Annotated in this window: 22 protein-coding genes and 1 riboswitch; of the genes, 10 read left to right on the forward strand and 12 right to left on the reverse strand. The window is 61.2% G+C overall.

Annotated features, from left to right (window positions below; translation table 11 throughout):
• Positions 1–388: 388 nt before the first annotated feature.
• On the reverse strand, positions 389–865 hold the full coding sequence (locus MVC20_RS12860) for a hypothetical protein (protein ID WP_297541959.1): 477 nt from the start codon (positions 863–865) through the stop codon (positions 389–391).
• 181 nt (positions 866–1,046) lie between these two features.
• Positions 1,047–1,367 carry a metalloregulator ArsR/SmtB family transcription factor gene (locus tag MVC20_RS12865; RefSeq protein ID WP_297541961.1) on the reverse strand — a complete coding sequence of 107 codons (321 nt, stop codon included), beginning with the start codon at positions 1,365–1,367 and terminating at the stop codon, positions 1,047–1,049.
• A 58-nt stretch (positions 1,368–1,425) separates the two neighbouring features.
• Here MVC20_RS12865 and MVC20_RS12870 point away from each other — a divergent pair, with 58 nt between their 5' ends.
• Complete coding sequence (locus MVC20_RS12870; protein WP_297541963.1) at positions 1,426–2,301, forward strand: PhzF family phenazine biosynthesis protein; 876 nt, start codon at positions 1,426–1,428, stop codon at positions 2,299–2,301.
• A gap of 35 nt (positions 2,302–2,336) precedes the next feature.
• On the opposite strand, the gene MVC20_RS12875 is transcribed toward MVC20_RS12870, so the two are convergent.
• Entirely contained in the window at positions 2,337–2,999 is a 663-nt protein-coding gene (locus tag MVC20_RS12875) for a hypothetical protein (RefSeq protein ID WP_297541965.1), read from the reverse strand.
• 137 nt (positions 3,000–3,136) lie between these two features.
• Positions 3,137–3,673 (reverse strand): peroxiredoxin-like family protein, encoded by a 537-nt coding sequence (locus tag MVC20_RS12880; protein WP_297541967.1) that lies wholly within the window; start codon positions 3,671–3,673, stop codon positions 3,137–3,139.
• Between the two features lie 86 nt (positions 3,674–3,759).
• On the opposite strand from MVC20_RS12880, the gene MVC20_RS12885 reads away from it, so the two are divergent.
• Genes MVC20_RS12885 through MVC20_RS12900 form a run of 4 tightly spaced genes read left to right on the forward strand, consistent with a single transcriptional unit; the run spans position 3,760 to position 6,073 of the window.
• Complete coding sequence (locus MVC20_RS12885) at positions 3,760–4,527, forward strand: AraC family transcriptional regulator (protein ID WP_297541969.1); 768 nt, start codon at positions 3,760–3,762, stop codon at positions 4,525–4,527.
• Positions 4,528–4,587: 60 nt separating this feature from the next.
• Positions 4,588–5,160: a TetR/AcrR family transcriptional regulator gene (locus tag MVC20_RS12890; protein ID WP_297541971.1), complete on the forward strand. Its 573-nt coding sequence runs from the start codon at positions 4,588–4,590 to the stop codon at positions 5,158–5,160.
• A 10-nt stretch (positions 5,161–5,170) separates the two neighbouring features.
• Positions 5,171–5,458, forward strand: a complete 288-nt coding sequence (locus MVC20_RS12895) for a hypothetical protein (protein ID WP_297541973.1) — start codon at positions 5,171–5,173, stop codon at positions 5,456–5,458.
• Positions 5,459–5,461: 3 nt separating this feature from the next.
• Positions 5,462–6,073 carry a DNA-3-methyladenine glycosylase I gene (locus tag MVC20_RS12900; RefSeq protein WP_297541975.1) on the forward strand — a complete coding sequence of 204 codons (612 nt, stop codon included), beginning with the start codon at positions 5,462–5,464 and terminating at the stop codon, positions 6,071–6,073.
• 214 nt (positions 6,074–6,287) lie between these two features.
• Here the strand turns inward: MVC20_RS12900 and MVC20_RS12905 are convergent, their stop codons facing one another.
• Entirely contained in the window at positions 6,288–6,848 is a 561-nt protein-coding gene (locus MVC20_RS12905) for a L,D-transpeptidase (RefSeq protein WP_297541977.1), read from the reverse strand.
• 233 nt (positions 6,849–7,081) lie between these two features.
• Between MVC20_RS12905 and MVC20_RS12910 the strand changes: the two genes are divergently transcribed.
• A complete protein-coding gene (locus MVC20_RS12910) occupies positions 7,082–7,945 on the forward strand; it encodes a hypothetical protein (protein WP_297541979.1) in 864 nt (287 codons plus the stop codon).
• Positions 7,946–7,997: 52 nt separating this feature from the next.
• Here MVC20_RS12910 and MVC20_RS12915 read toward each other — a convergent pair whose 3' ends face one another.
• Positions 7,998–9,497, reverse strand: a complete 1,500-nt coding sequence (locus tag MVC20_RS12915; protein ID WP_297541981.1) for a CoA-acylating methylmalonate-semialdehyde dehydrogenase — start codon at positions 9,495–9,497, stop codon at positions 7,998–8,000.
• Between the two features lie 104 nt (positions 9,498–9,601).
• Here MVC20_RS12915 and MVC20_RS12920 point away from each other — a divergent pair, with 104 nt between their 5' ends.
• From MVC20_RS12920 to coaD, 3 genes are all read left to right on the forward strand, one after another.
• On the forward strand, positions 9,602–10,498 hold the full coding sequence (locus tag MVC20_RS12920) for a LysR family transcriptional regulator (protein WP_297541983.1): 897 nt from the start codon (positions 9,602–9,604) through the stop codon (positions 10,496–10,498).
• 60 nt (positions 10,499–10,558) lie between these two features.
• Complete coding sequence (locus MVC20_RS12925) at positions 10,559–10,993, forward strand: CBS domain-containing protein (RefSeq protein WP_297541985.1); 435 nt, start codon at positions 10,559–10,561, stop codon at positions 10,991–10,993.
• 62 nt (positions 10,994–11,055) lie between these two features.
• A complete protein-coding gene (gene coaD / locus MVC20_RS12930) occupies positions 11,056–11,547 on the forward strand; it encodes a pantetheine-phosphate adenylyltransferase (protein ID WP_297541987.1) in 492 nt (163 codons plus the stop codon).
• A 6-nt stretch (positions 11,548–11,553) separates the two neighbouring features.
• On the opposite strand, the gene gap (MVC20_RS12935) is transcribed toward coaD, so the two are convergent.
• From gap (MVC20_RS12935) to MVC20_RS12955, 5 genes are all read right to left on the reverse strand, one after another.
• Positions 11,554–12,606: a type I glyceraldehyde-3-phosphate dehydrogenase gene (gene gap / locus MVC20_RS12935; protein ID WP_297541989.1), complete on the reverse strand. Its 1,053-nt coding sequence runs from the start codon at positions 12,604–12,606 to the stop codon at positions 11,554–11,556.
• Positions 12,607–12,698: 92 nt separating this feature from the next.
• Positions 12,699–12,842 carry a hypothetical protein gene (locus tag MVC20_RS12940; RefSeq protein WP_297541991.1) on the reverse strand — a complete coding sequence of 48 codons (144 nt, stop codon included), beginning with the start codon at positions 12,840–12,842 and terminating at the stop codon, positions 12,699–12,701.
• A 117-nt stretch (positions 12,843–12,959) separates the two neighbouring features.
• Positions 12,960–14,762 (reverse strand): phosphomethylpyrimidine synthase ThiC, encoded by a 1,803-nt coding sequence (thiC, locus tag MVC20_RS12945; protein ID WP_297541994.1) that lies wholly within the window; start codon positions 14,760–14,762, stop codon positions 12,960–12,962.
• A gap of 112 nt (positions 14,763–14,874) precedes the next feature.
• Positions 14,875–14,996: riboswitch (TPP riboswitch) on the reverse strand.
• Between the two features lie 140 nt (positions 14,997–15,136).
• Positions 15,137–16,138, reverse strand: a complete 1,002-nt coding sequence (gap, locus tag MVC20_RS12950; RefSeq protein WP_297541996.1) for a type I glyceraldehyde-3-phosphate dehydrogenase — start codon at positions 16,136–16,138, stop codon at positions 15,137–15,139.
• Between the two features lie 241 nt (positions 16,139–16,379).
• Entirely contained in the window at positions 16,380–19,190 is a 2,811-nt protein-coding gene (locus tag MVC20_RS12955) for a nidogen-like domain-containing protein (protein ID WP_297541997.1), read from the reverse strand.
• Positions 19,191–19,429: 239 nt separating this feature from the next.
• On the opposite strand from MVC20_RS12955, the gene gatB reads away from it, so the two are divergent.
• Positions 19,430–20,944 (forward strand): Asp-tRNA(Asn)/Glu-tRNA(Gln) amidotransferase subunit GatB, encoded by a 1,515-nt coding sequence (gene gatB, locus MVC20_RS12960; RefSeq protein WP_297541999.1) that lies wholly within the window; start codon positions 19,430–19,432, stop codon positions 20,942–20,944.
• Between the two features lie 55 nt (positions 20,945–20,999).
• Here gatB and MVC20_RS12965 read toward each other — a convergent pair whose 3' ends face one another.
• Positions 21,000–21,776, reverse strand: coding sequence for a 2OG-Fe(II) oxygenase (locus MVC20_RS12965; RefSeq protein ID WP_297542001.1), 777 nt, complete (start codon positions 21,774–21,776; stop codon positions 21,000–21,002).
• Between the last annotated feature and the right edge of the window lie 187 nt (positions 21,777–21,963).

Here is a 21,963-nt window from a genome sequence, read left to right on the forward strand (position 1 = left end):
AAAGGGGAGATGGGGGGAAGGGGGGTGTGTAGCGTGACTGTTGTAGCGTGACAGCGAAGTTTGCAGTGAATTACAGTGAAGTTTACAGCAACGGGTGTTTGGAGATGGGCAGGTTACTGGCGCTTGGTTAGAGGACTATCGCCTGCGCCAATGACAGGTGCCGGTGTCATGCCAGACCGGTAAGTTGGCAGATGCGGACATCGAGGTGAGGCAATAATTCCGTTCGAAGCCTGGGACTTTCTCGCAATCAATGTGGCTTGGACTTTCAGCAATCTGTTCGTTGTGAAGTTCAACGACGATTTGAATGCCGCAGACAGGATAGAGGCATACCTAGCAGTTTTTGAGGGGGAGTTGAAAGTTCATCACCCCCTCGGTTTTCATCAGTCTGTTACGAGTGTTTCCAACGACCGTTCGCGCCGCCCTCGAGGGCTCCGGCACCGGCCATCGCACCATTGAACTGGCCGATAGGCGTGGCACCCTCTAGAAAGTTGATCTGGAGTATGCCACCGCCTTCCCCGGCGCCTTGTACGTGGAACCCAGTTGTTCTTTTGAAGAACGGATCCCAGGCAGTATAGGCGGTGTAGAGGAACCCGATCGCAGAACCGCCCGCCGCGCCGAGGCCCCAAATCGACTCGTCGAATGACCAGACCTTGTATGGATCTTCCGTGGGATTGCAGGTCACATTGCCGTAGATCAAACCCATGATAACTGATCCCTTCGCACCTATAGGCGCGAGCGCTGCGGCGCCCGTCGCTTGCGCGACGAAATGTTTCAGCTCGCCTTCAGGCACACGGCCCTTCAGGCCACCTTCCATCAGCAGGTTTTTATAGATCGTATGATCTGGTGAAAATTCTTTGGCGTCCATTAAATCTCTCCTTTTCAATTTGCCATGTGGCTCATCGAATCGCTTCGACCCGCACCTGGCTGACCAAAGCTTCAGCCCTAAGGTGCATAAAATCAAATTAATTCTATCCAAAGTGGTGCTTGCGTTCGTTGACGCTTGCTGAGTTCGGCGGATGCGCGGGGCAAAGCCGGCTCTTGAGCCTTCAGGTGGAATGCCGGCTCCGGGTCATGTCGCAAACGGCCCCAAGCACGAGATCGACCCGATCCTTGCGCAGCTTGTAAAACACCCAGTTCTTGATCTTCTTGCTCTCGACCAATCCGGCATCTTGCAGAATTTTCATATGGTTGGTCACTGTGGGCTGTTTGAGCTCGATCTTTTGCGTGATGAAGCCCACGCAAACCCCATCATTGAGCAGGTCCCCATCCACCTGCGGCGGGAAATGGCGTTCGGGATCTGCCAGCCAGTGAAGGATGCGCAAGCGGTTCTCATGCGCCAAGGCCCGCAGGCTGCGAGATGTTGACACGAAAGACTGATGTGAATAGCCACTCATCTATATAGATTCTCCACTATACAGGCGCCTTATGTCATCGAGATCCGGAACCTTCAACTTCGTCCATTGCGATGTCTTCGCGAGCAGGCCCTACTCTGGCAACAGCCTTGCGGTGTTCACGGATGGCGCGGGGCTGAGTGGCGCGCAGATGCTGACGGTCACGCAAGAGATGCGCCACTTTGAATCGATCTTTCTGACCGAGGCAGACGGGCGGATATCGGCGCGGATCTTCGATCTGTTCGAAGAACTGCCCTTTGCCGGTCACCCCCTTATCGGTGCGGCCTGCACCTTGCACCGACATTCAGGCGTAGAGGCAGATCGTGACTGGACCATCGGCCTGCAAGGCGGGCGGAGCGTGCATGTCACGACGACGCAACGTGATGGGCGTTACTTCGGAACACTGGATCAGGGGCGCCCCGAATTTCTGGGTGTCGTGCGCGAGGCGTCTGATCTCGCGCAGGCCTTCAATCTGGACCGTCTGGCAGACCTTCCCCTCGAGGTCATTTCAACCGGGCTGAAATATCTGATCGTCCCGGTGAGAGGGGGCTTGGCAGACGCGCGCATCACGGTGCCGGATCTGGAGAAGACGCTGCATGGGCTTGGTGCCGAGTTTGCCTATCTCTTCGACGTCGACACCTTCGAGGGGAGACACTGGAACAACGATGGGCTCATGGAAGATGCCGCCACCGGCAGTGCGGCGGGCGTGGTGGGGGCCTATGCCCTGAAGCACGGGCTTGCGCGACCGGGGGTAAGTCTCGTCCTGAAACAAGGGCATTTCATGGGGCGGCCAAGTGAGATCGTCGTGACACCATACGGGTCTTCCGACGACATTGAACGGGTCACTGTTGCAGGAGAGGTCGCCTTCGTGGGGCAGGGCGAGGTCATTGCCCCGGAGGCGGCTATGTAGCGGCTGAGGGTCTTGCGCGTGCGCAGGTTCGGAAATCAGCCCTTGTAGTCTCTGACGCCCTCGCAAAATTCTGCTTTCGAATAGGCTGGCCCGAAGCGATGCCAAGTTCGATGAGCGGTCCATTCCAGCATGAAATTGGCGCTGGATGCGGCCTTGTCGGTATCCGACATTCGTTCGAATGTGGCGCATACCGCTTCTGCTTCTGCTCGCTCGGCATCAGCTGCGCTTTGCGCCTCCTCGCGGAGCGCAGAGGTCCGGCGGAGGCCACACAGTGTTTCGAACGCGTCCCAGTTGAACCGTTCGTGGAGCGCGATCAAGACGGTGTCGTCTTCGCAGACAGAGGATGCTCGGAAAGCAGGGCAATCCTTTAGGTCGGCGACCCTGTCAGGCGTATCCTGGGTCGCCTCTGTTGGCTCAACCATCTCACCTATCGAGCGCGTAAATACGTTCGTCGGACCTGCCGTGCAAAACAGATTCACAGACGTATCGTCCCCCATCGAGAATGCGCGCACGAAATCCTGCTGGGTCCAGGAGTATCCTCTGTTGCTCAGGGCCTCGATCGGATCGGAGGGTGCGACCGTGTTTACCGTTATCCCAGGGGCGGTGAGCGTCCGATACCCCAGGAAAGCTGCCATGATCAGTCCGAGGACCGTTGCAATTTCGGCGGCGACCGTCAGTTTGCTTCGCGGTTCTTTCAAAACTCTACTTTCCGGCTCTGGTTGATGCTGACGGCATCAAGGCAGACCGGGAGCCGCGGTGCAACCTGCAAACCGGGCTGTGCGGACCTTCCGCTCACCGGCTCGGCGGCGAGGAAGGTCCGCTACGGCGGCCGCCGTCAGACCGCGCCGGTATACTCTCCGCGCGCCGGGTAGTTGTTCTTGATCGCGAAATCCAGCGCCCCGACGAGCTCTGAGAAATGCGGCCGAACAAAGGGCATGGTCTGGACCGAACCGTAATAGAGCGACTGATCCGGAGTGACCATGAAGAGGCCCGGTTCGGAGAAGAGTGCCGGCTCTTCGATCCCGATCGAGGTCTTGCCCCGCGAGGTCGAGATATACAGCCCCCATTCGCGGGCGTTTGCCAGCGAGAGGTCGTAGGCAAAGCGCAATGTGTCAGCGCCGATCCTGGTGGCCATCTCCCGGGCGCGATCCTCGCCGTCCGAGCTGACCGCGATCGTGCCGACACCGCGTTCGGCGAAATCGGCGACCCGCTTCTGGAACTCGGTCAGGTAGGTGGCGCAGATCGGGCAATGCAGCCCGCGATAGAAACAGATCACGGTGCCACGGGGCGAGGTCTCGGACGACAGGTCAAAAGCGCCGTGATCGAGCGTCGGAAGCTTCAGATCCGGGGTTTTCTGGCGGGGAACAAGCATCGGGTGTCTCTCCATTGGGACGTTGCGGCCTCTCAATATCAGATTTATGATCATCAAAATCCTGAAAATCAGACTGAAAAACCCAGATGGAACGATACGACCGACTTACGACCCTGATCGACAGGTTCAAGCTGGCTGTGAGGCCGGCGCAGGCGGACAACGCGAACCTCGTTGTTCGCACGGCCCCTGACGGCACGCCGCACCGGGCGTGTTTCCGGACGCGAGGCACCGGCTTTTCCGCGGATGAGGGTCCGGTCCTCTTCTGGGCGCTCGTCGATTGGAGCGGTGCGCAAAATCCCTTTCTGACCGCGCTCCCCGAAACGGTCGCGATTGATCTGCAGCGTGATCCGGACAGCATCGGACTGGTGCGCATGATGCAATCCGAGATCATCGGGCAACGATGCGGCGTGGACTCTGTTTTGAGCCGTCTTGGCGAAGTGCTGATCGTGCGGATGATGCGGGCGCAGATCGAGGCCGGACACACGCGCCCCGGACTTCTTGCAGGCCTCTCGGACCAGCGTCTTAGCCGGGCCATCGTCGCGATGCACGACCGTCCGGGGCAGGCATGGCGCAACGAGGATCTCGCGCTGCTCGCGGGTATGTCCCTGAGCCGGTTCGCCGAGACGTTCCTGGCGGAAGTGGGCGAACCGCCAGCCTCTTATCTTCGGCGCTGGCGGCTGACGTTGGCGCGGCAGGACATCGCGAAAGGACACCGGGTCGACGTGGTGGCGCGACGCTATGGTTTCTCTTCAGCGGAGGGGTTTTCAAGGGCGTTCAGGAAGCATCACGGCGAGACACCAATCGCGCTGCGGCGTGCGCAAATCGCAGACGTGAAGAACGAGCGTCCGGTTTAGAAGGATTGACATATCTAGGACATTTGTCCTAATTTCTGTCTGACCTTCAGGCAGGTGCCCATGACCCGAACCAAGACGCGCGACCTTATCGAGGAGAAGGCTGACGACCTGTTCTATGAGAATGGGTTCGAGGCGACATCCTTTGCGGATATTGCGGATGCGGTCGGGATTTCGCGGGGCAACTTCTACCACCACTTCAAATCCAAAGACGACATCCTTGACGCCGTGATCGACCGGAGGCTGTCAAAGACGGCACGCATGCTCGAAAGTTGGGACGCCGACAAATTGCCCAAGGCACGCATCTTGTCCTTCATTCGCATCCTGTTGACCAATCAGACGAAGATCATGGCCTTTGGCTGTCCCGTCGGTACGCTCACGACAGAACTGGCAAAGCTCGATCACATTGCGCAATCGCGTGCCGCCGAGGTGTTTACCTTGTTTCGGGACTGGTTGACCGACCAATTTCATGCGTTGGGCCATGGTGATGAGTCCGCATCTCTTGCGCTCCACCTTCTGGGGCGTTCGCAGGGCATTGCGGTCATGGCCTCTGCCTATCGCGATGAAACCTATCTGCGGGCCGAAGTGACTGCACTTGAAGACTGGCTCGACACTGTCACGACAAAACTTCGCTGAAAGGCCAAACATGTTCATTATCCTGCTCAAGTTCTCCGCGAACAAAGCCGCCGCCAAAGACTTTATGGCGGGGCACAACCAATGGATTGCAGAGGGGTTTGCCGACGGTGTTTTCCAATGCGTCGGCTCGTTGACGCCCGAAGGGGGAGGCGCGATCCTGGCCATCGGCGAAAGCCGCGAGGAGGTTGAGACGCGCGTGAAGGCCGATCCATTCGTCATCAACGATGTCGTCACCGCCGAATTCACGGAGGTGGACGTCAAAAAGACGGCGCCGGGCCTCGACGCGTTGAAAGGTTGAGCGATGGACAAGGTGGTCGCCGGGCCGGATGGCCAGCTTCGTTGTCGCTGGTGCAGTGCCGCGCCCGAATTTCTCGACTACCATGATAGCGAGTGGGGCTTTCCGGTTGTTGATGACATCCGGCTGTTTGAAAAGCTCTGTCTTGAGAGCTTTCAGTCCGGCCTGAGCTGGCGCACGATCCTGAACAAACGCGAGAATTTTCGCGCGGCTTTTGCCGGTTTCGACTACACGAAAATAGCGGCCTTCGGGGATGCGGACCGGGCGCGCCTGATGGCGGACACAGGGATTGTCCGAAACAAGAGCAAGATCGAGGCGACCATCAACAACGCGCAGCGCATGGGGGAACTGGTCGAGAAGGAAGGTTCGCTTGCGGCATTCGTTTGGCGATTTGAACCCGCGCCAGATACCCTTGCGGAGCCCCAGACCATGTCGACCTCCGCCGCCTCGCGCGCTTTGGCAAAGGAACTGAAAAGGCGGGGCTGGAAGTTCTTGGGACCCACGACGATTTTCGCGTTCATGCAGGCGACAGGGCTCATGAACGATCATGCGGAAGGGTGCGTCATTCGCGACAAGGCGGAACGTGCAAGGCAAGGCTTTGCACGGCCGCCTTGTTGAGGCCCGCCCCTGAGCGGTGGTTGGCGCAGAGGACGGTCGGAGTGAGGCCATACCGACGGGCGCTTCGCTTAACGCGGAGGCGTGAGAGCGAGCACCGCTGCCATTGCGCATGTCGTGAACGGCCCTGACCCGGTCGCGACCCCGCGTTGAATGGCGGGGTATCGCAGGTTCGGATCAAGGCCAGCGGGTCCGCTCTGGGCTGGACCCGATGCGCTCAGAGCAGCAGGACCTGCGTGCCGACCTCGACCTTGGCGAAGAGTTCCTCGATATGCTCGTTATAGAGGCCGATGCAGCCCGAAGAGGATTGCCGCCCGATCTTGCGGGTGTCGTGGGTGCCGTGAACGAGATAGGCGGGCCAGCTGAGGTAGAGCGCATGGGTGCCCAGAGGGTTGCCGGGGCCGGGGGGCATATAGGCGGGCAGGGTGGGATCGCGTTCGCGCATGGATTGGGTCGGCGTCCAGTCGGGGCCGACACGCTTGCGCACGATCTCGGTGTAGCCACGGCGCGTGAGTTCCTCGGTCATCGGAACGGAAGAGGGGTAGAGGGCGTAAGTCTCGCCATCCGGACCCCAGTAATGCAGCGCGCGGCTATCGATATCTGCCAAGAGCGCGCCTTTGCCAAGGCTGTCGAAATGGTCACGCCAATCACGGGTGACAAAGGCGGATGAATTGCGGCGGTTGGTCAGCGCGGGTTCGGCGCGCAGAATACCGGGGGTTGCAAGGGCGGCAAGGCCGGTGGCCAGAGCATGGCGGCGGGTCAGATGGCCGGATTTCACGGGAATTCATCCTCTCTGTTGTGACTGCTTGGGTGTATCTAAGGACAAACACGGTCAAAGCGAAGGGCTGGGCGGGGAAAAAGGCGCGTCACCTCACGGGATTGTCATTTCGAGGGCGGTTTGTGTCCTGATCGGGCTTTTCGCCTCAGGATTGCGCGGTGTGCGGATTCATGGTCTCATGACGGGATAAGGCGTTTTGATTTCAGCATACATATTTCAAAGGGGGCATTGCGATGCCAGAGGAACACCGGGTTGCCGTGGCGGTCATTCACGGCATGGGCAGCCAAGGCGACCGGCCGCAGGCGGCCAATGCCGTCAGCTTTTCCCGCGATCTTTACGCGGGCTTGCGCAAGCGGATGGGGGCCACGCGCTTTGACACCTTGGTCGGATGGCGCGAGATCTTCTGGTCGGACATCCTGCAAGAGCGGCAACAGCAGTATATGGATGAGGCCTTGGCGGGCGAGGCCAACTGGATGGCCTGGCGGGATTTCGTGATGCACCGGCTGGCCGATGCGGCCTCTTACCGGTGGGAGAAGGGCGATCACGCCTATGTCTATCCGGAGGTCCATGCCCGCGTGTCGAACGCCATCGCGCATCTGGAAGGGGTGACGGGTGGCCGCGCGCCGCTGATCGTGCTGGCGCATTCGCTGGGCGGGCACATCATCTCGAACCATATCTGGGATTTGCAGAAGGGGCACACGACCGCCCCCACCCCGTTTCAGCGGTTCGAGACCATGGCGGGAGTGATCACCTTTGGCTGTAATATCCCGGTCTTTACGTTCAGTTGCAGGCCCGGAGAGGTCAAAGCCATCGACCGTCCCGGCACCGCCATTCCGGCGGGCAAATGGTTCAAGCCGTGGTGGGTCAACCTCAACAGTCGCAATGACATTCTGGGAATGCCTCTGGCGGGGGCAGGCGGGGGTTATGCCGCGCTGAAAGAGCGCGGAGAGTTGCGGGATCGCTGGATCAGCGCGGGCAATGCTCTGAGCGCGTGGAACCCGCTGTCGCATAATGCCTATTGGGCGGATTCCGATGTGCATGGCTCGGTCGCGGCGATGATCGAACAGGCGATGCAGATCGGGCCGGTTGGCTCGTGAAAAAGGCCCCGGCGTGATGCCGGGGCCCTGGGCCGTGAGTGGTGGTTGAGGATCAATCCATCGGCTTGAAATTGAACTCGCCGCCTTCCTTGATGCCGGACGGCCAGCGGGCGGTCACGGTCTTGGTGCGGGTGTAGAATTTGAACGAATCCGGACCGTGCTGGTTGAGATCACCGAAACCGGATTTCTTCCAGCCGCCGAAGGTGTGATAGGCCAGCGGCACGGGGATGGGCACGTTGATGCCGACCATGCCGATATTGACACGGGCCGCGAAATCGCGCGCCGCGTCGCCGTCGCGGGTGAAGATCGCGGTGCCATTGCCGTATTCGTGGTCCATCGCCAGTTTCAGGGCTTCTTCGTAAGAGCCTGCGCGCACGGTCGACAGCACCGGGCCAAAGATTTCCTGGCGGTAGATGTCCATGTCGGGTGTCACGTGGTCAAAGAGATGCGCCCCGACAAAGAAGCCATCCTCGTAGCCCTGCAATTTGAAATCGCGCCCATCGACCACGAGTTTCGCGCCCTGTGCGATGCCTGTCTCGACAAGTCCGAGAATGCGGGCTTTGGCCTCGGCGGTCACGACCGGGCCGTAATCCACGTCGTTGCCCGCCGTGTAGGGCCCCACTTTCAGCTTTTCGATGCGCGGGACCAGCTTTTCGATCAGGCGGTCGGCGGTTTCATCACCCACGGGGACCGCCACGGAAATCGCCATGCAGCGTTCGCCTGCCGCGCCATAGCCCGCGCCGACCAGGGCATCGGCGGCCTGATCCATATCGGCATCGGGCATGATGATCATGTGGTTCTTGGCGCCGCCAAAGCACTGCACGCGCTTGCCGTTGGAGCAGCCGCGCCCGTAGATGTATTGTGCGATCGGGGTCGAGCCGACGAAGCCGATGGACTGGATCACCTCGTGATCGAGGATCGCGTCCACGGCCACCTTGTCGCCGTTGACGACCTGCAGGATGCCTTTGGGCAGGCCAGCCTCTTCCATCAGTTCGGCCAGCATCAGCGGCACGGAGGGGTCACGCTCGGACGGCTTGAGGATGAAGGCGTTGCCACAGGCCAGCGCCGGGGCGAACATCCACATCGGGATCATGGCCGGAAAGTTGAAAGGCGTGATGCCCGCCGTCACGCCAAGTGGCTGGCGCATGGAATAGATGTCGATGCCGGGGCCTGCGCCATCGGTATATTCGCCCTTGAGCATTTGCGGGGCACCGATGCAGTATTCGACCACTTCCAAACCGCGCTGGATGTCGCCCTTGGCATCCGGGAAGGTCTTGCCGTGTTCGCGGCTGAGCGCCTCGGCCAGCTTGTCCATGTCGCGGTTGAGCAGGCGGACGAATTCCATCATCACGCGGGCGCGGCGCTGGGGATTGGTGGCGGCCCATGCGGGCTGTGCGGCCTGTGCTGCGGCAACGGCCGTGTTCATTTCCTCGACGCTGGCGAGCGGGCATTTGGCCTGCACTTCGCCGGTTGCGGGGTTGAAGACGTCCGAGAAGCGCCCGGAGGTGCCCTTGACGTGTTGACCGTTGATATAATGGGTAAGCTCTTGCATCGGGATTCCTCCTCCTTGGTTGGCGGCAGGGTAGTCTTGCAAAACTCCTGCGGAAAGAGGCAATGTTCCAAAAGTGGTTTGCATTTCTGCAAAGGAAGCCGGGCATGACGCCGCATTGGGACGATATTCGCATATTCCTTGCCGTTGCCCGCTCCGAGAGCCTGTCGGGCGCGGGACGGATATTGCGGATTGACCCGGCGACGGTCGGGCGGCGCATCGCGCGGCTCGAGGAAGAGCTGGGCGCGCCGCTCTTTGCCAAATCGCCCACCGGATATGTGCTGAGCGAGGCGGGGCAACGGTTGATGGGGCCGGCGCTGCGGGCGGAAACCGCCATGCAGGAGGCCGCCGAGGAAATGGCCGGGCAGGCGGGGGGCATCGCGGGGCAGATCCGCATCGGTGCGCCGGATGGCTGCGCCAATTTCCTGTTGCCGCAGGTCTGTGCCGCGATCGGCGCGCAAAACCCGGATCTGGAAATTCAGATCGTGGCGCTGCCGCGCGTCTTTAACCTGACCCGGCGCGAGGCGGATATGGTGATCGCGGTCAGCCCACCCACGGCGGGGCGGCTGACGGTGCAGAAGATCACAGATTACCGGCTGCATCTGGCGGCAACGGTGCGCTATCTGCGCTCGCACCCGCGGATCGAGACGCTGGCAGACCTGCGCGGGCATCGGATGGTGGGCTATATCCCGGACATGATCTTTGACAAGGAACTGGATTATCTGAGTGAGGCGGGGATCGAGCGCGTGAGCCTTGCGTCGAATTCGGTGTCGGTACAGCTCAATTGGGTGCGGCAAGGCGGTGGCATCGGCGTATTGCACGATTTCTCGCTGCCCTGGACACGGGGGCTGCGCAAGGTGCTGCCCGAGCAATTCTCGCTCACGCGCAGTTTCTATCTGGTGCGCCATGCCGATGATCGGCGGCTGGAACGGCAGAACCGTTTCGCCACGGCGCTGGTCGAGGGGCTGCGCCAAGAGGTGCAGGCCCTGGAGGCGCGCACTTGACAGAAATTTTATTATAGATCACGCTGATTTTATGGACATATTCTTGCGGAGGGCCGTGTCATGCTGGTGCAGCAAATCCTGAAATCCAAGGGCGATAGCGCGGTGATCACGATCACACCGCAGACCAAGGTTTCGGAGGCGGCGCAGATACTGGCTGAGCGCCGGATTGGTGGTCTCGTCGTGTCGCGCGACGGCGATACGGTCGAGGGCATTCTGTCGGAGCGTGACATCGTGCGCAGCCTGGCGGTGCGTGGCGTGGCCTGCATGACCGAAACCGTCTCCGAGATGATGACCCGCAACCCGGTTTGCTGTTCACGGCAGGATACGTCTGATGCGGTGCTGGCGCGGATGACCGATGGGCGATTCCGTCACATGCCGGTCGTCGAGGCGGGCAAGCTGGTGGGGATCGTGACCATCGGCGACGTGGTCAAGGCGCGGCTGGAAGAGCTGGCGATGGAGAAGACCGCCCTTGAAGGCATGATCATGGGTTACTAAGCGCTTGCATTCCCTTGCACATTATTGTTGCGTGAGCAGCGATTGCAGCAATGGAGGGCCGCATGCGCATTGGTCTTTATCCCGGCACGTTCGACCCGATCACCTTGGGCCATATCGACATTATCCGTCGCGCGGCGGTGCTGGTGGACCGGCTGGTTCTGGGGGTTGCGATCAACCGCGACAAGGGGCCTCTCTTTACGCTGGAAGAGCGGGTCGAGATGATCGAGGTGGAATGTGCCAAGCTGAGCGCGCAGACCGGCACCGAGATCGTTGCGCATCCGTTCGAGAACCTGCTGATCAACTGCGCGCATGATGTGGGCGCGCAGGTGATCGTGCGCGGGCTGAGGGCCGTTGCGGATTTCGAATACGAATTCCAGATGGTCGGCATGAACCGGGCGCTGGATAATTCGGTCGAGACCGTCTTTCTCATGGCCGATGCCAATCATCAGGCGATTGCCTCGAAACTGGTCAAGGAAATCGCCCGGTTGGGCGGAGATGTGACCAAATTCGTCACACCCCCGGTGCGCGAGGCGCTGTTGGCCAAGTTTTCCTGACGCCGTTCAGGTGGGTTCCATCACCCGTGCGTGGCGCGGCGCGGGGCCGCGCCCGGAGTCGAGGTGGCGGCCCATGGCGGCGGCCACGTCCAGCATACGATTCGAAAATCCCCATTCGTTGTCGTACCAACTGAGCACGCGACACATCCGCCGCTCCATCACCCGCGTCTGATCGGTGGCAAAGATCGAGCTGTGCGGATCGTGGTTGAAGTCCGACGAGACCAGCGGGCGGGTGGTGACATCGAGAACGCCCGAGAGCGCGCCCCCGGCCGCCTGGGTCACGGCGGTGTTGATCTCATCCACGCTGGTGTCGCGCGCAGCCTCGAAGGTCAGGTCCACGACGCTGACATTGGAGGTGGGCACGCGTATGGCGGTGCCGTCGAGCCGCCCGGCAAGGTCGGGCAAGACAAGACCCACTGCGCGGGCGGCACCGGTGGTGGTGGGGATGATGTTGAGCGCCGCCGCGCGGGCGCGATAGAGGTCCTTGTGCATGGTGTCCAGCGTCGGCTGATCGCCGGTGTAGCTGTGGACCGTAGTCATGAAGCCACGGGTGATGCCGATGCTCTCATGCAGCACCTTTGCCAGGGGGGCGAGGCAGTTGGTGGTACAAGAGGCGTTCGACACGATCACGTCGGCGGCGGTCAGATCCGTGTGATTGACGCCGTAAACCACGGTGCGGTCGGCCCCCGCCGAGGGGGCAGAGACCAGCACGCGCCGCGCTCCGTTCTTGAGATGGCGGGCGGCGGCGTTGCGGTCGGTAAAAATGCCGGTGCATTCGAGCACGATGTCGACATCTGCCCAAGGCAGCGCCTCGGGGTCGCGCAAAGCGGTCACGCGCATCGGCCCGCGCCCGGCGTCGATCGTATCGGCGGTGGTGGTGATCTGGCCCCGGAAGCGGCCATGCACGCTGTCGAATTCGAGCAGGTGGGCGTTGGTTTCGACCGGGGCGAGGTCGTTGATGGCGACAACGGTGATGTCATCGCGGCCCGAGTCGAGCAGCGCGCGCAGCACGTTGCGGCCGATGCGGCCAAATCCGTTGATGGCAAGTTTCAGGGGCATGGCATCCTCCGAGAGCAATGTTAGCGCTAACAATTTAAAGCGAACATAAACGAATTTCGAAATGAGTCAATGCCGGGATAATCACAGGAGGGTTACCGCCAGAAGGCGAGATACTCGATGAGGTCGATCAGCTTGCGCCCGAGGAAAAGGGTTGCCTCGCCGTCATTCAGCCCGATATCCAGCCCGAAGGCCAGAAGGATGATCCCCCCGAGGCCGATCGCAAGTGTGTTGGTCATACCGCGAGCCTTTGCCGAATGCGTCCCACAGGGTATGCAACAGAGCCCCCCGCCGCGCAAGCCGGATCAGGATAGGAACCCCCGGCGTATCGACGCCGGGGGCAGGGGCCATCGGGATCAGTCCGTGATGGGCAGGTATATCTCGCCTTGGTCGCGGAACTTGGCGGCCATCGACTCCATCCCCTCTTTCTGGGCTTCGGCGCGGATGTCATGGCTGATCCGCATGGAGCAGAATTTTGGCCCGCACATCGAGCAGAAATGCGCCACCTTATGCGCCTCTTTCGGCAGGGTCTGGTCGTGGAAATCGCGCGCCGTGTCGGGGTCAAGCGACAGGTTGAACTGATCTTCCCAGCGGAATTCGAACCGCGCCCGGCTGAGCGCATCATCGCGGCGCTGCGCGCCGGGCAATCCCTTGGCAAGGTCCGCGGCGTGGGCGGCGATCTTGTAGGTGATCACCCCGGTTTTCACATCGTCGCGGTCGGGCAGGCCCAGATGCTCCTTGGGTGTCACGTAGCACAGCATCGCACAGCCGAACCAGCCGATCATCGCCGCACCGATGCCACTGGTGATGTGGTCATAGCCCGGCGCGATATCCGTGGTGAGCGGTCCAAGGGTATAGAACGGGGCCTCGTGGCAGCACTCCAACTGCTTGTCCATGTTCTCCTTGATCTTGTGCATGGCAACATGGCCCGGACCTTCGATCATCACCTGGCAATCCTTGCGCCACGCGATTTTCGTGAGCTCGCCCAGTGTCTCCAGCTCCGCGAATTGTGCTGCGTCATTGGCATCGGCGATCGAGCCGGGGCGCAGCCCATCGCCAAGCGAGAAGCTTACATCATACTGGCGGCAGATGTCGCAGATTTCCTCGAAATGCTCGTAGAGGAAGCTTTCCTTGTGATGATGCAGGCACCACTTGGCCATGATCGAGCCGCCGCGCGAAACGATTCCCGTGACACGGTTCACTGTCATCGGCACCATGTGCAGACGCACACCGGCATGGATGGTGAAGTAATCCACGCCCTGTTCGGCCTGTTCGATCAGCGTGTCGCGGAACACCTCCCATGTCAGATCTTCGGCCACACCATGCACCTTTTCCAGCGCCTGATAGATCGGCACCGTGCCGATGGGCACGGGGGAATTGCGGATGATCCATTCGCGGGTGTTGTGGATGTTGCGCCCGGTCGAGAGGTCCATCACCGTATCGGCACCCCAACGGATTGCCCAGACCAGCTTGTCCACCTCTTCCTCCATCGAGGAGGTGACGGCGGAGGTGCCCATGTTGGCGTTGATCTTCACGAGGAAATTGCGGCCGATGATCATCGGCTCCAGTTCCGGGTGGTTGATATTGGCGGGAATGATGGCGCGGCCCGCCGCAATCTCGGATCGCACGAATTCCGGGGTCACGTAATCGGGGATATTGGCGCCCCAGTCATTGCCATCGCGGTGGCAGGGAGAGAGTTCGCGCAGCTGGTTTTCGCGGATGGCCACGAATTCCATCTCGGGCGTGATGATCCCTGCGCGGGCATAGGCGAGCTGGGTCGGGGCCATCCCCGGCTTGGCGCGCAAGTGGCTGGGTTTCAACGGAAATTCCGGAACCAGCCGGTCGCCCTCGACAAAACCGTTGTCTTCGGGTTTGACCGCGCGACCGCTGTAATCCTCTACATCGTTCCGGGCCAGAATCCACGCCCGCCGCAGCGGCGAGAGGCCCCGCCGGATGTCGGTGACCTGGTCGGGATCGGTGTAGGGGCCGGAACTGTCATAGACCGCAAGCGGCGGCTCTCCGGCGGTCGGATGGGTCGAGATTTCGCGCATCGGCACCGCGATGTCGGGGTGCAGTTGCCCGCTGACATAGATCTTTCGTGAGGCGGGCAAGGGGCCCGTGGTCACGCTTGGGGTAATGTTCTGGGTTGGTACGTTCATTTTGGCCCTCCTCGAGTCACGTTCTGCAAAGAGACCAGATGAGCGTGGCTGGGAGGCAGGAGGGCGTCGCGATCGCCCCGGTTCGGACCGCATGAGACACCCAACCATGGTGCCGCAACGCGCCCTAGCTTCCTACGCCAGTGTCAACTGGATCAGGTTCAAAGGGTCGCGACACCGAGCAATTGCTCCAAGTCGCCTCTCAGTCCCTTGGGCGGGACTCCCCTGCGTGACGAAAGGCTACCGGGTTGCGGGTGGTCGCGCAAGCCGGAGTTTGGTGATTTTCAGATATAGGTATTGGGACAGTCGGACGAACCTGTCCGGCAGCCAAGCCACGTTGCCGCGGCTTGGCGCAGTCGCGAGGATCCGGTTATCGGTTACTGCAACCGGCCCATGGCTACGGCGACGTCGGCCATGCGGCAGGAAAAGCCCCATTCGTTGTCATACCATGCCAGAACACGCACCAGACGGTTGCCGATCACCTTGGTCTGATCGGGCGCGAAAATCGAGCTTTCCTCGGTGTGATTGAAATCGATGCTGACCTTGGGCTCGGGATCATAGCCGAGGATACCCTTCATCGCGCCTGCGGCGGCCTCGGCCACCACTTCGTTGACATCGGCCTTGGTCACGTCGCGCTTGGCCACAAAGGTCAGGTCCACCGCCGAAACATTGGGGGTGGGCACGCGAATGGCCGAGCCGTCGAGCTTGCCCGCGAGTTCCGGCAGCACTTCGCCCAATGCCTTGGCGGCCCCGGTCGAGGTGGGGATCATCGACATGGCGGCGGCGCGGGCGCGATAGAGGTCCTTGTGGCGGCGGTCCAGCGTCGGCTGGTCGCCGGTATAGGCGTGGATCGTGGTCATGATGCCGCTCTCGATGCCGATGGTTTCATTCAGGACCTTGGCCAAGGGGGCGAGGCAATTGGTGGTGCAAGAGCCGTTCGAGATCATCCGTTCGGAGGCCAAGAGCGCTTCGTGGTTCACGCCGTAGACCACGGTGCGGTCGACATTCTTGGCCGGGGCCGAGATCAGCACCTTGCGCGCGCCGCGCTCGAGGTGAGTCTTGGCCTTGGCCCCGTCGTTGAAATTGCCGGTGCATTCCAGCACGACATCGACCCCATCCCAATCGAGTTCGTTCATGTCATAGGTCGAGAACATCTGGATCGGGCCGCGCCCGAGATCCATGGTATTGCCTTCGACCGTGATCGGATGGGCAAAGCGGCCATGCACGCTGTCATAGCGCATCAGATGTGCCGCCGTTTCGATGGGGCCGGTCGCGTTCACCTTGACGACCTTGATATCGTTGCGCAGGCTCTCGGAAATATGGGCAAGCGTGGCGCGACCGATACGGCCGAAACCGTTGATTCCTACGGTGATGGTCATGGGCGACTCCTGATAGCTGACTTGGCGTTCCTATAGACGCGCCCGAGGATGCCGGAAAGCGCTAAAAGACGTTTTCCAGTTGAAATACAGGATGTTAGCGTTAACCGTTGGTGGGTTTCTGCCGGTAGCCCGGTGGTTGCGCTAACGCAGCTTGCAGGGCGTGCCGGGGGCGCGGTGACAGTTGCGCGCCATGAAAAGGGGCACCCGAGGGTGCCCCTTTGGCTGTTTTCTGATCCGTGGCTTAGAGGAAAATGAAATCCTCGACCGTCAGCTGCGCCGCCGTGATGCCCTCGACCAGGATCGTATTGCCATTCACGGTCATCTGCGCGCCCGCCGCCGTGTCGACGATATTCATCGCCGTCACGAACCCGGCCAGGCCATTGCCGCCGTTGTTGATGTTCTCAACCCCGGTGTCGGGATCGAAGCGGCGGACGAAGAAGCTGTCGATGCCATCCTCGAAATCGGTGATCACGTCTATCTCGCCCTCGAAGAAGGACGAGAACACGAACTGGTCCGCGCCGCTGCCGCCGGTGATCTGGTCATTGCCAGCCCCGGCGTTGATCGTGTCATTGCCAGCCCCGCCGTCGATGATGTCGTCACGCCCGCCGCCGGCGAGGAAGTCGTTGCCGTCGCCACCAAGGATGTTGTCATCCCCTTCGCCGCCGCCCACGCTGTCGTCACCTGCACCCGCGTCAATGGTATCCTGACCCGTGCCGCCGCCAATGTCGTCATTGCCCGCGCCCGCGTCGATCAGGTCGGTGCCGAAACTGCCGGACATGCTGTCATTGCCATCACCGCCCGAGAGCGTGTCATTATCGGCGCCACCCGCGACCACGTCATTGCCTGCGCCGCCCGAGACCGAGTCGTTGCCAAAGCCACCGCCAAGGATGTCATCGCCCTCGCCGCCGTCGAGCGTGTCATCGCCCAGTCCGCCGCCGATGTTGTCATTGCCGGTGCCGCCAATCGCCAGATCGTTGCCATCCGACGAGGAGATCCGGTCATTGCCATCACCCCCGTCGAGCGTATCGTTGCCCTCGCTGCCGCTGAGTTGGTCGTCGCCGCCGCGCCCTTCGAGCCGGTCATCGCCGCCCAAGCCGCTGAGCGTGTCGTTGAGCGCTGCGCCAAGCAGGGTGTCGTTGCCTTCGGTTCCCGTCAGGTTGAGCGACACCGGATCATCGGTTGCGACGGTCTCGGTCACCGTAGCCGGCACTTCGGCCGCCGAGTCGAAGAACGAGCTGTCGTTCGTCAGGGCAAAGTCGAGCACGGCGTTCTCGAAATTGGGAGTGCCTTCGATCAGGCCCGCATTGAGCGCCGCAGCGATCGCGGCATCCCGAACCGCGGGGTCGAGCGTATCGAGGCTGACGATCTCGCCCGGGAATTCCGGCAGATAGAAGCCATCGAGACTTTCGCCTGTGTCATAGGTAAAGAGGCTTTGCGCGTTCGAGGTGACGCGCCAATCCTCGCGGTATTGCCCGTAGAGATCGGCAAAGGCGAAGGGGCGCGCCAACACGGTGCCATCGGCGCGCGCGACGTCGTTGTCAGGGTTGCCGTCGCCGTCACCCAGCAGACCTTCGAGACGCCCCAGCAGTTCTTCGTTGAGGCGGACGTCGATGTCGACGCGCCCGTCGCGCACGATCACGCGCACCTGGCTGTCGCCATCATTGACCACGTTATCCGCACCCGCATAGACGATGATATAAGTATCGCCTTCTCGGAAGATGCGGTCATTGCCGACCGCGACAGAGCCGAAATCCTCAAGCTCGGTGGCCACGCCGTCGATATGCAGCGGGGTGGCATCATTGGCGTCGATCATCACCGCCGTGCCGCCGAGGTTGGTGGCGATGGCCTGATTGATGCTGACGTTGTCGCCCACCGGCACCATCCGCGCCTGAAGCTCGAAATCGCTGTCAGTGCCGCGCAGCAGGACGAATTCGCCCGCCGCCTGGAAATCATAGCCGACCCCGTCGAGCGTCGCCAGATGCGGATCGCCCGCGACCCAGCCGCCCGCGCCGGTCGGCGGCAACAGCGGCACGATGGATTCGACCACGCCGCCATTGCGCACGGCGAAATTCCAGATGCCGATGAGCCCGGTGTTGCCGGGGATCACATCGAGACTGAGCATGGCGTCCTGATTGCCGGATTGCGGCAGTTCGAAGAATGTGCCTTCGACGCCTGTGCCCGAGGTATAGCCGGCACGTGCCACGGTGCCGCCCAGGCCATTGACGCCGCCGCTCGCGCCACCCGTGGTCCAATTCACCTCTTCATAGCGGAACTGGATGTCGAAATCGCCGTTGCCGCGATCCGTGAGGATAAGTTGGAACGCGTTGAGCAGGTCGGTACGCCCGCTGAAATAGCCCACGTCGTCCCAGGTCACGATCAACTGGTCGCCAAGCGCGTTGAAATCCCAATGCACGAGGTTCGTGCCCTGCGAATTGCCGCCCGGAGTGGGTGTCACAACCCCGCCGCGCGTGTCGACATCGGCGAAGAAGGGCGTGATCTCGGGGTTATTGGACACGCCGGTGATCACGTCGGGGGTGAAAGCGCGGCGCGGCGCGCCAAAGGTCACGGAGCCGTTGTTGTTGATCCAGAGACCTTGGTAAACGGTGCCAAAGAAATTCAGCCCGTTCTCGAAGATCGGGGTAATATCGATCTGCGCGGTCGATCCGTCGTCGTTACGGTCCAGAAAATCCTCGCCAAAGCCGGAATCGCCGCCCAGCCCCCGGATCAGGCCGGGGCTGGTGTCGTCGGGATTGAGCAGCAGGTCGGTGCTGATGTCATCGAATTGCAGCCGCTGAATATTCAGCAAAATATCGGTGTCGCCGGTCGCGGTCTGGGTGATCGTGCGTTGATTGCTCTCATTCAATCCGACGGTGTAATCTCCGGCATTGCCTGCGAAAACTGCCGTGTCGAACCCTGCGCCACCGTCCAAAAGATCGTTGCCGCCGCCGCCGGTCAGGGTGTCATCGCCGGTATTGCCGGTGATGGTATCGTCATCGGCTGTGCCTACGAGGTTATCCGCGTCGACAGTTCCCGGTATGTTAAGGCCTTCCATGATAAAAACTCCCCAGTTTTACAATTGCCTACATAAGAAAACACCATGATCACGATTCTGTGAAGCTTTATAAATTCGGAGTTTCGTATGCAAGAATTGCAATGTCGCGACATCCAGTGCGTGACGACGCGCGTCTTGGTCCTGCTTTGGTGATCTTCTCTTTGGTGCTTCCGCTTCCTCTTGCCCCCTTCGCGCCCCTGTCCTAGAACGCCACAGATATGTCAGCCGGAGGCAGTGCCATGCTCGATCTCACCTATGAAGCGCCGAAGCCACGCGTGATTGCGGGGGCCAAGCATGATTGGGAGTTGGTGATCGGGATGGAGGTGCATGCGCAGGTCGCCTCGCGCTCCAAGCTGTTTTCCGGGGCCTCGACGCAATTCGGGGCGGAACCCAACTCCAACGTCGCCTTTGTCGATGCCGCGATGCCGGGAATGTTGCCGGTGATCAACGAATTCTGCGTCGAGCAGGCGGTGCGCACGGGGCTGGGTCTCAAGGCCAAGATCAACCTCTGGTCGGCCTTTGACCGCAAGAACTATTTCTATCCTGACCTGCCGCAGGGCTATCAGATCAGCCAGCTTTATCATCCGCTGGTGGGTGAGGGTGAAATCCTTGTCGATATGGGCCCCGGTGTCGCGCGCAAGGTGCGGATCGAGCGCATCCACATGGAGCAGGACGCGGGCAAATCCATTCACGACATGGACCCGGCGATGTCCTTTGTGGATCTCAACCGCACCGGCGTCTGCCTGATGGAAATCGTGAGCCGCCCCGACATTCGCGGCCCCGAAGAGGCCGCCGCCTATGTAACCAAGCTGCGCCAAATCCTGCGCTATTTGGGCACCTGCGACGGCAATATGCAGAACGGCAATCTGCGCGCCGATGTGAACGTGTCGATCTGCCGTCCGGGCCAGTATGAGAAATACATGGAAACGCAGGATTTCTCGCATCTCGGCACCCGCTGCGAGATCAAGAACATGAACTCCATGCGCTTTATCCAGGCTGCCATCGAGTATGAGGCGCGCCGCCAGATCGCAATTGTCGAAGCGGGCGGCACGGTGGTGCAGGAAACGCGGCTCTATGATCCGGACAAGAACGAGACCCGGTCCATGCGCTCCAAGGAAGAGGCGCATGATTACCGCTATTTCCCCGATCCTGACCTGCTTCCGCTGGAGATCGAGCAGGCCTGGGTCGATGAGATCGCGGCCAACCTGCCGGAACTGCCGGACGCCAAGAAGGCACGGTTTGTGCTGGACTTCGGTCTGAGCGAATATGACGCGAGCGTGCTGACCGCGGATCTGGCCAATGCCGCCTATTTCGAGGCGGTGGCCGAGGGCGCGGGCGATGGCAAGCTGGCGGCGAACTGGGTGATCAACGAACTCTTCGGTCGGCTCAAGAAAGAGGATCATTCGATCGAGGACAGCCCGGTCAGCCCGGCGCAACTTGCAGGTATCGTGCGCCTGATCAAGTCCGACGCCATTTCCGGCAAGATTGCCAAGGACCTTTTCGAGATCATCTATACCGAGGGCGGCGACCCCGAAGAGATCGTCGAGGCGCGCGGCATGAAACAGGTGACGGATACGGGCGCCATCGAGGCCGCCGTGGCCGAGATCATCGCCGCCAACCCCGCACAGGTGGAAAAGGCGAGAGAAAACCCCAAGCTGGCGGGCTGGTTCGTGGGGCAGGTAATGAAAGCCACCGGCGGCAAGGCCAATCCCAAGGCTGTCAATGACATCGTGATGGCGAAGCTGGGGCTGTAAAGACCCCGGCGCTGCGGTCGCGGCACCTCTGTCCGCGACTGCACTTCTGCAGCGCTCAGCTCTTCGGAACCTCGATATTGATCGTCAGCGACCGGCGGAACATGTCGGGGCGGGGGGCCTTGATCGGCTCAACGGCGTGCCAGGAATTGAAGGTCTTGACGAAAATCATGCATTGGTTCGAGTTGAACTCGTAACAATCGAGCGTGTCTACCTCTTCGAATGGCAAAAATGTGTTGCGGAAGTTGAAGCTGCGCCTCTTGTCCTTGGGCCAGACAACCGAAGTGCCGCCGCCATATTCCGGCTTCCATTCGCCCGGGGCGACCATCGACACGACCACGGTGATCAGCTTGGCGGGCGCGTCGGTATGCGGCAGGATCGAGCCGCCATCGCCCGGCATCATCGAGAATTCAAAGCGCGAGCGCAGCGGGATCTTGCGCCGCTCGACCAGGGCCGCGCCGCAGAGCGCCTCGGTCAGGCGAAGGCCAAGGCGCGCGCCGGGCGTGTTGGTCAGCACCATCTTGCGGCCAAGGTCGAGGTCGATGTTATGGCTGGCCAGAAAATCGACGATGCCGCGCACAAAGCGTTCGCTCTTTACCTCGTCGTGAAAGCGTTTCCAGACCGGGTTCGACTTGATGAAGTCGTGGTATTGCTTGGCGTTATTCACCTCGGACAGGGAATATTTGTTGCCCAGCTTGGGCATGAACTGAAACCGCTCGGTGTCGGGCCAGTTGTCCAGCATCTCTTGGTAGAGATCGGCGTCAAACACCGGCTTGGCAAAGGCAATGGGAAAGGGATCGTGGCGGACATCGGCGCCGTCGAGATTGAACATCATCGGGTGTCTATCCTTGTTCGCGCGGCAAGGGGGTCAGGCTGCGCCCGGTTTACAGATCGCATTATGCGCAATCAATACCGGAACAGCGCCGTGCGCAAGTTTACGCAGGCCGATATGTGGCGGCGGCGGGCTGTTTCGTGCATGTTTGGGAATTGCATCGCTCTGGCATTGCTCTATTCCTTGGACG

Source organism: Roseovarius sp. (assembly GCF_027019125.1).
Lineage (GTDB): Bacteria > Pseudomonadota > Alphaproteobacteria > Rhodobacterales > Rhodobacteraceae > Roseovarius.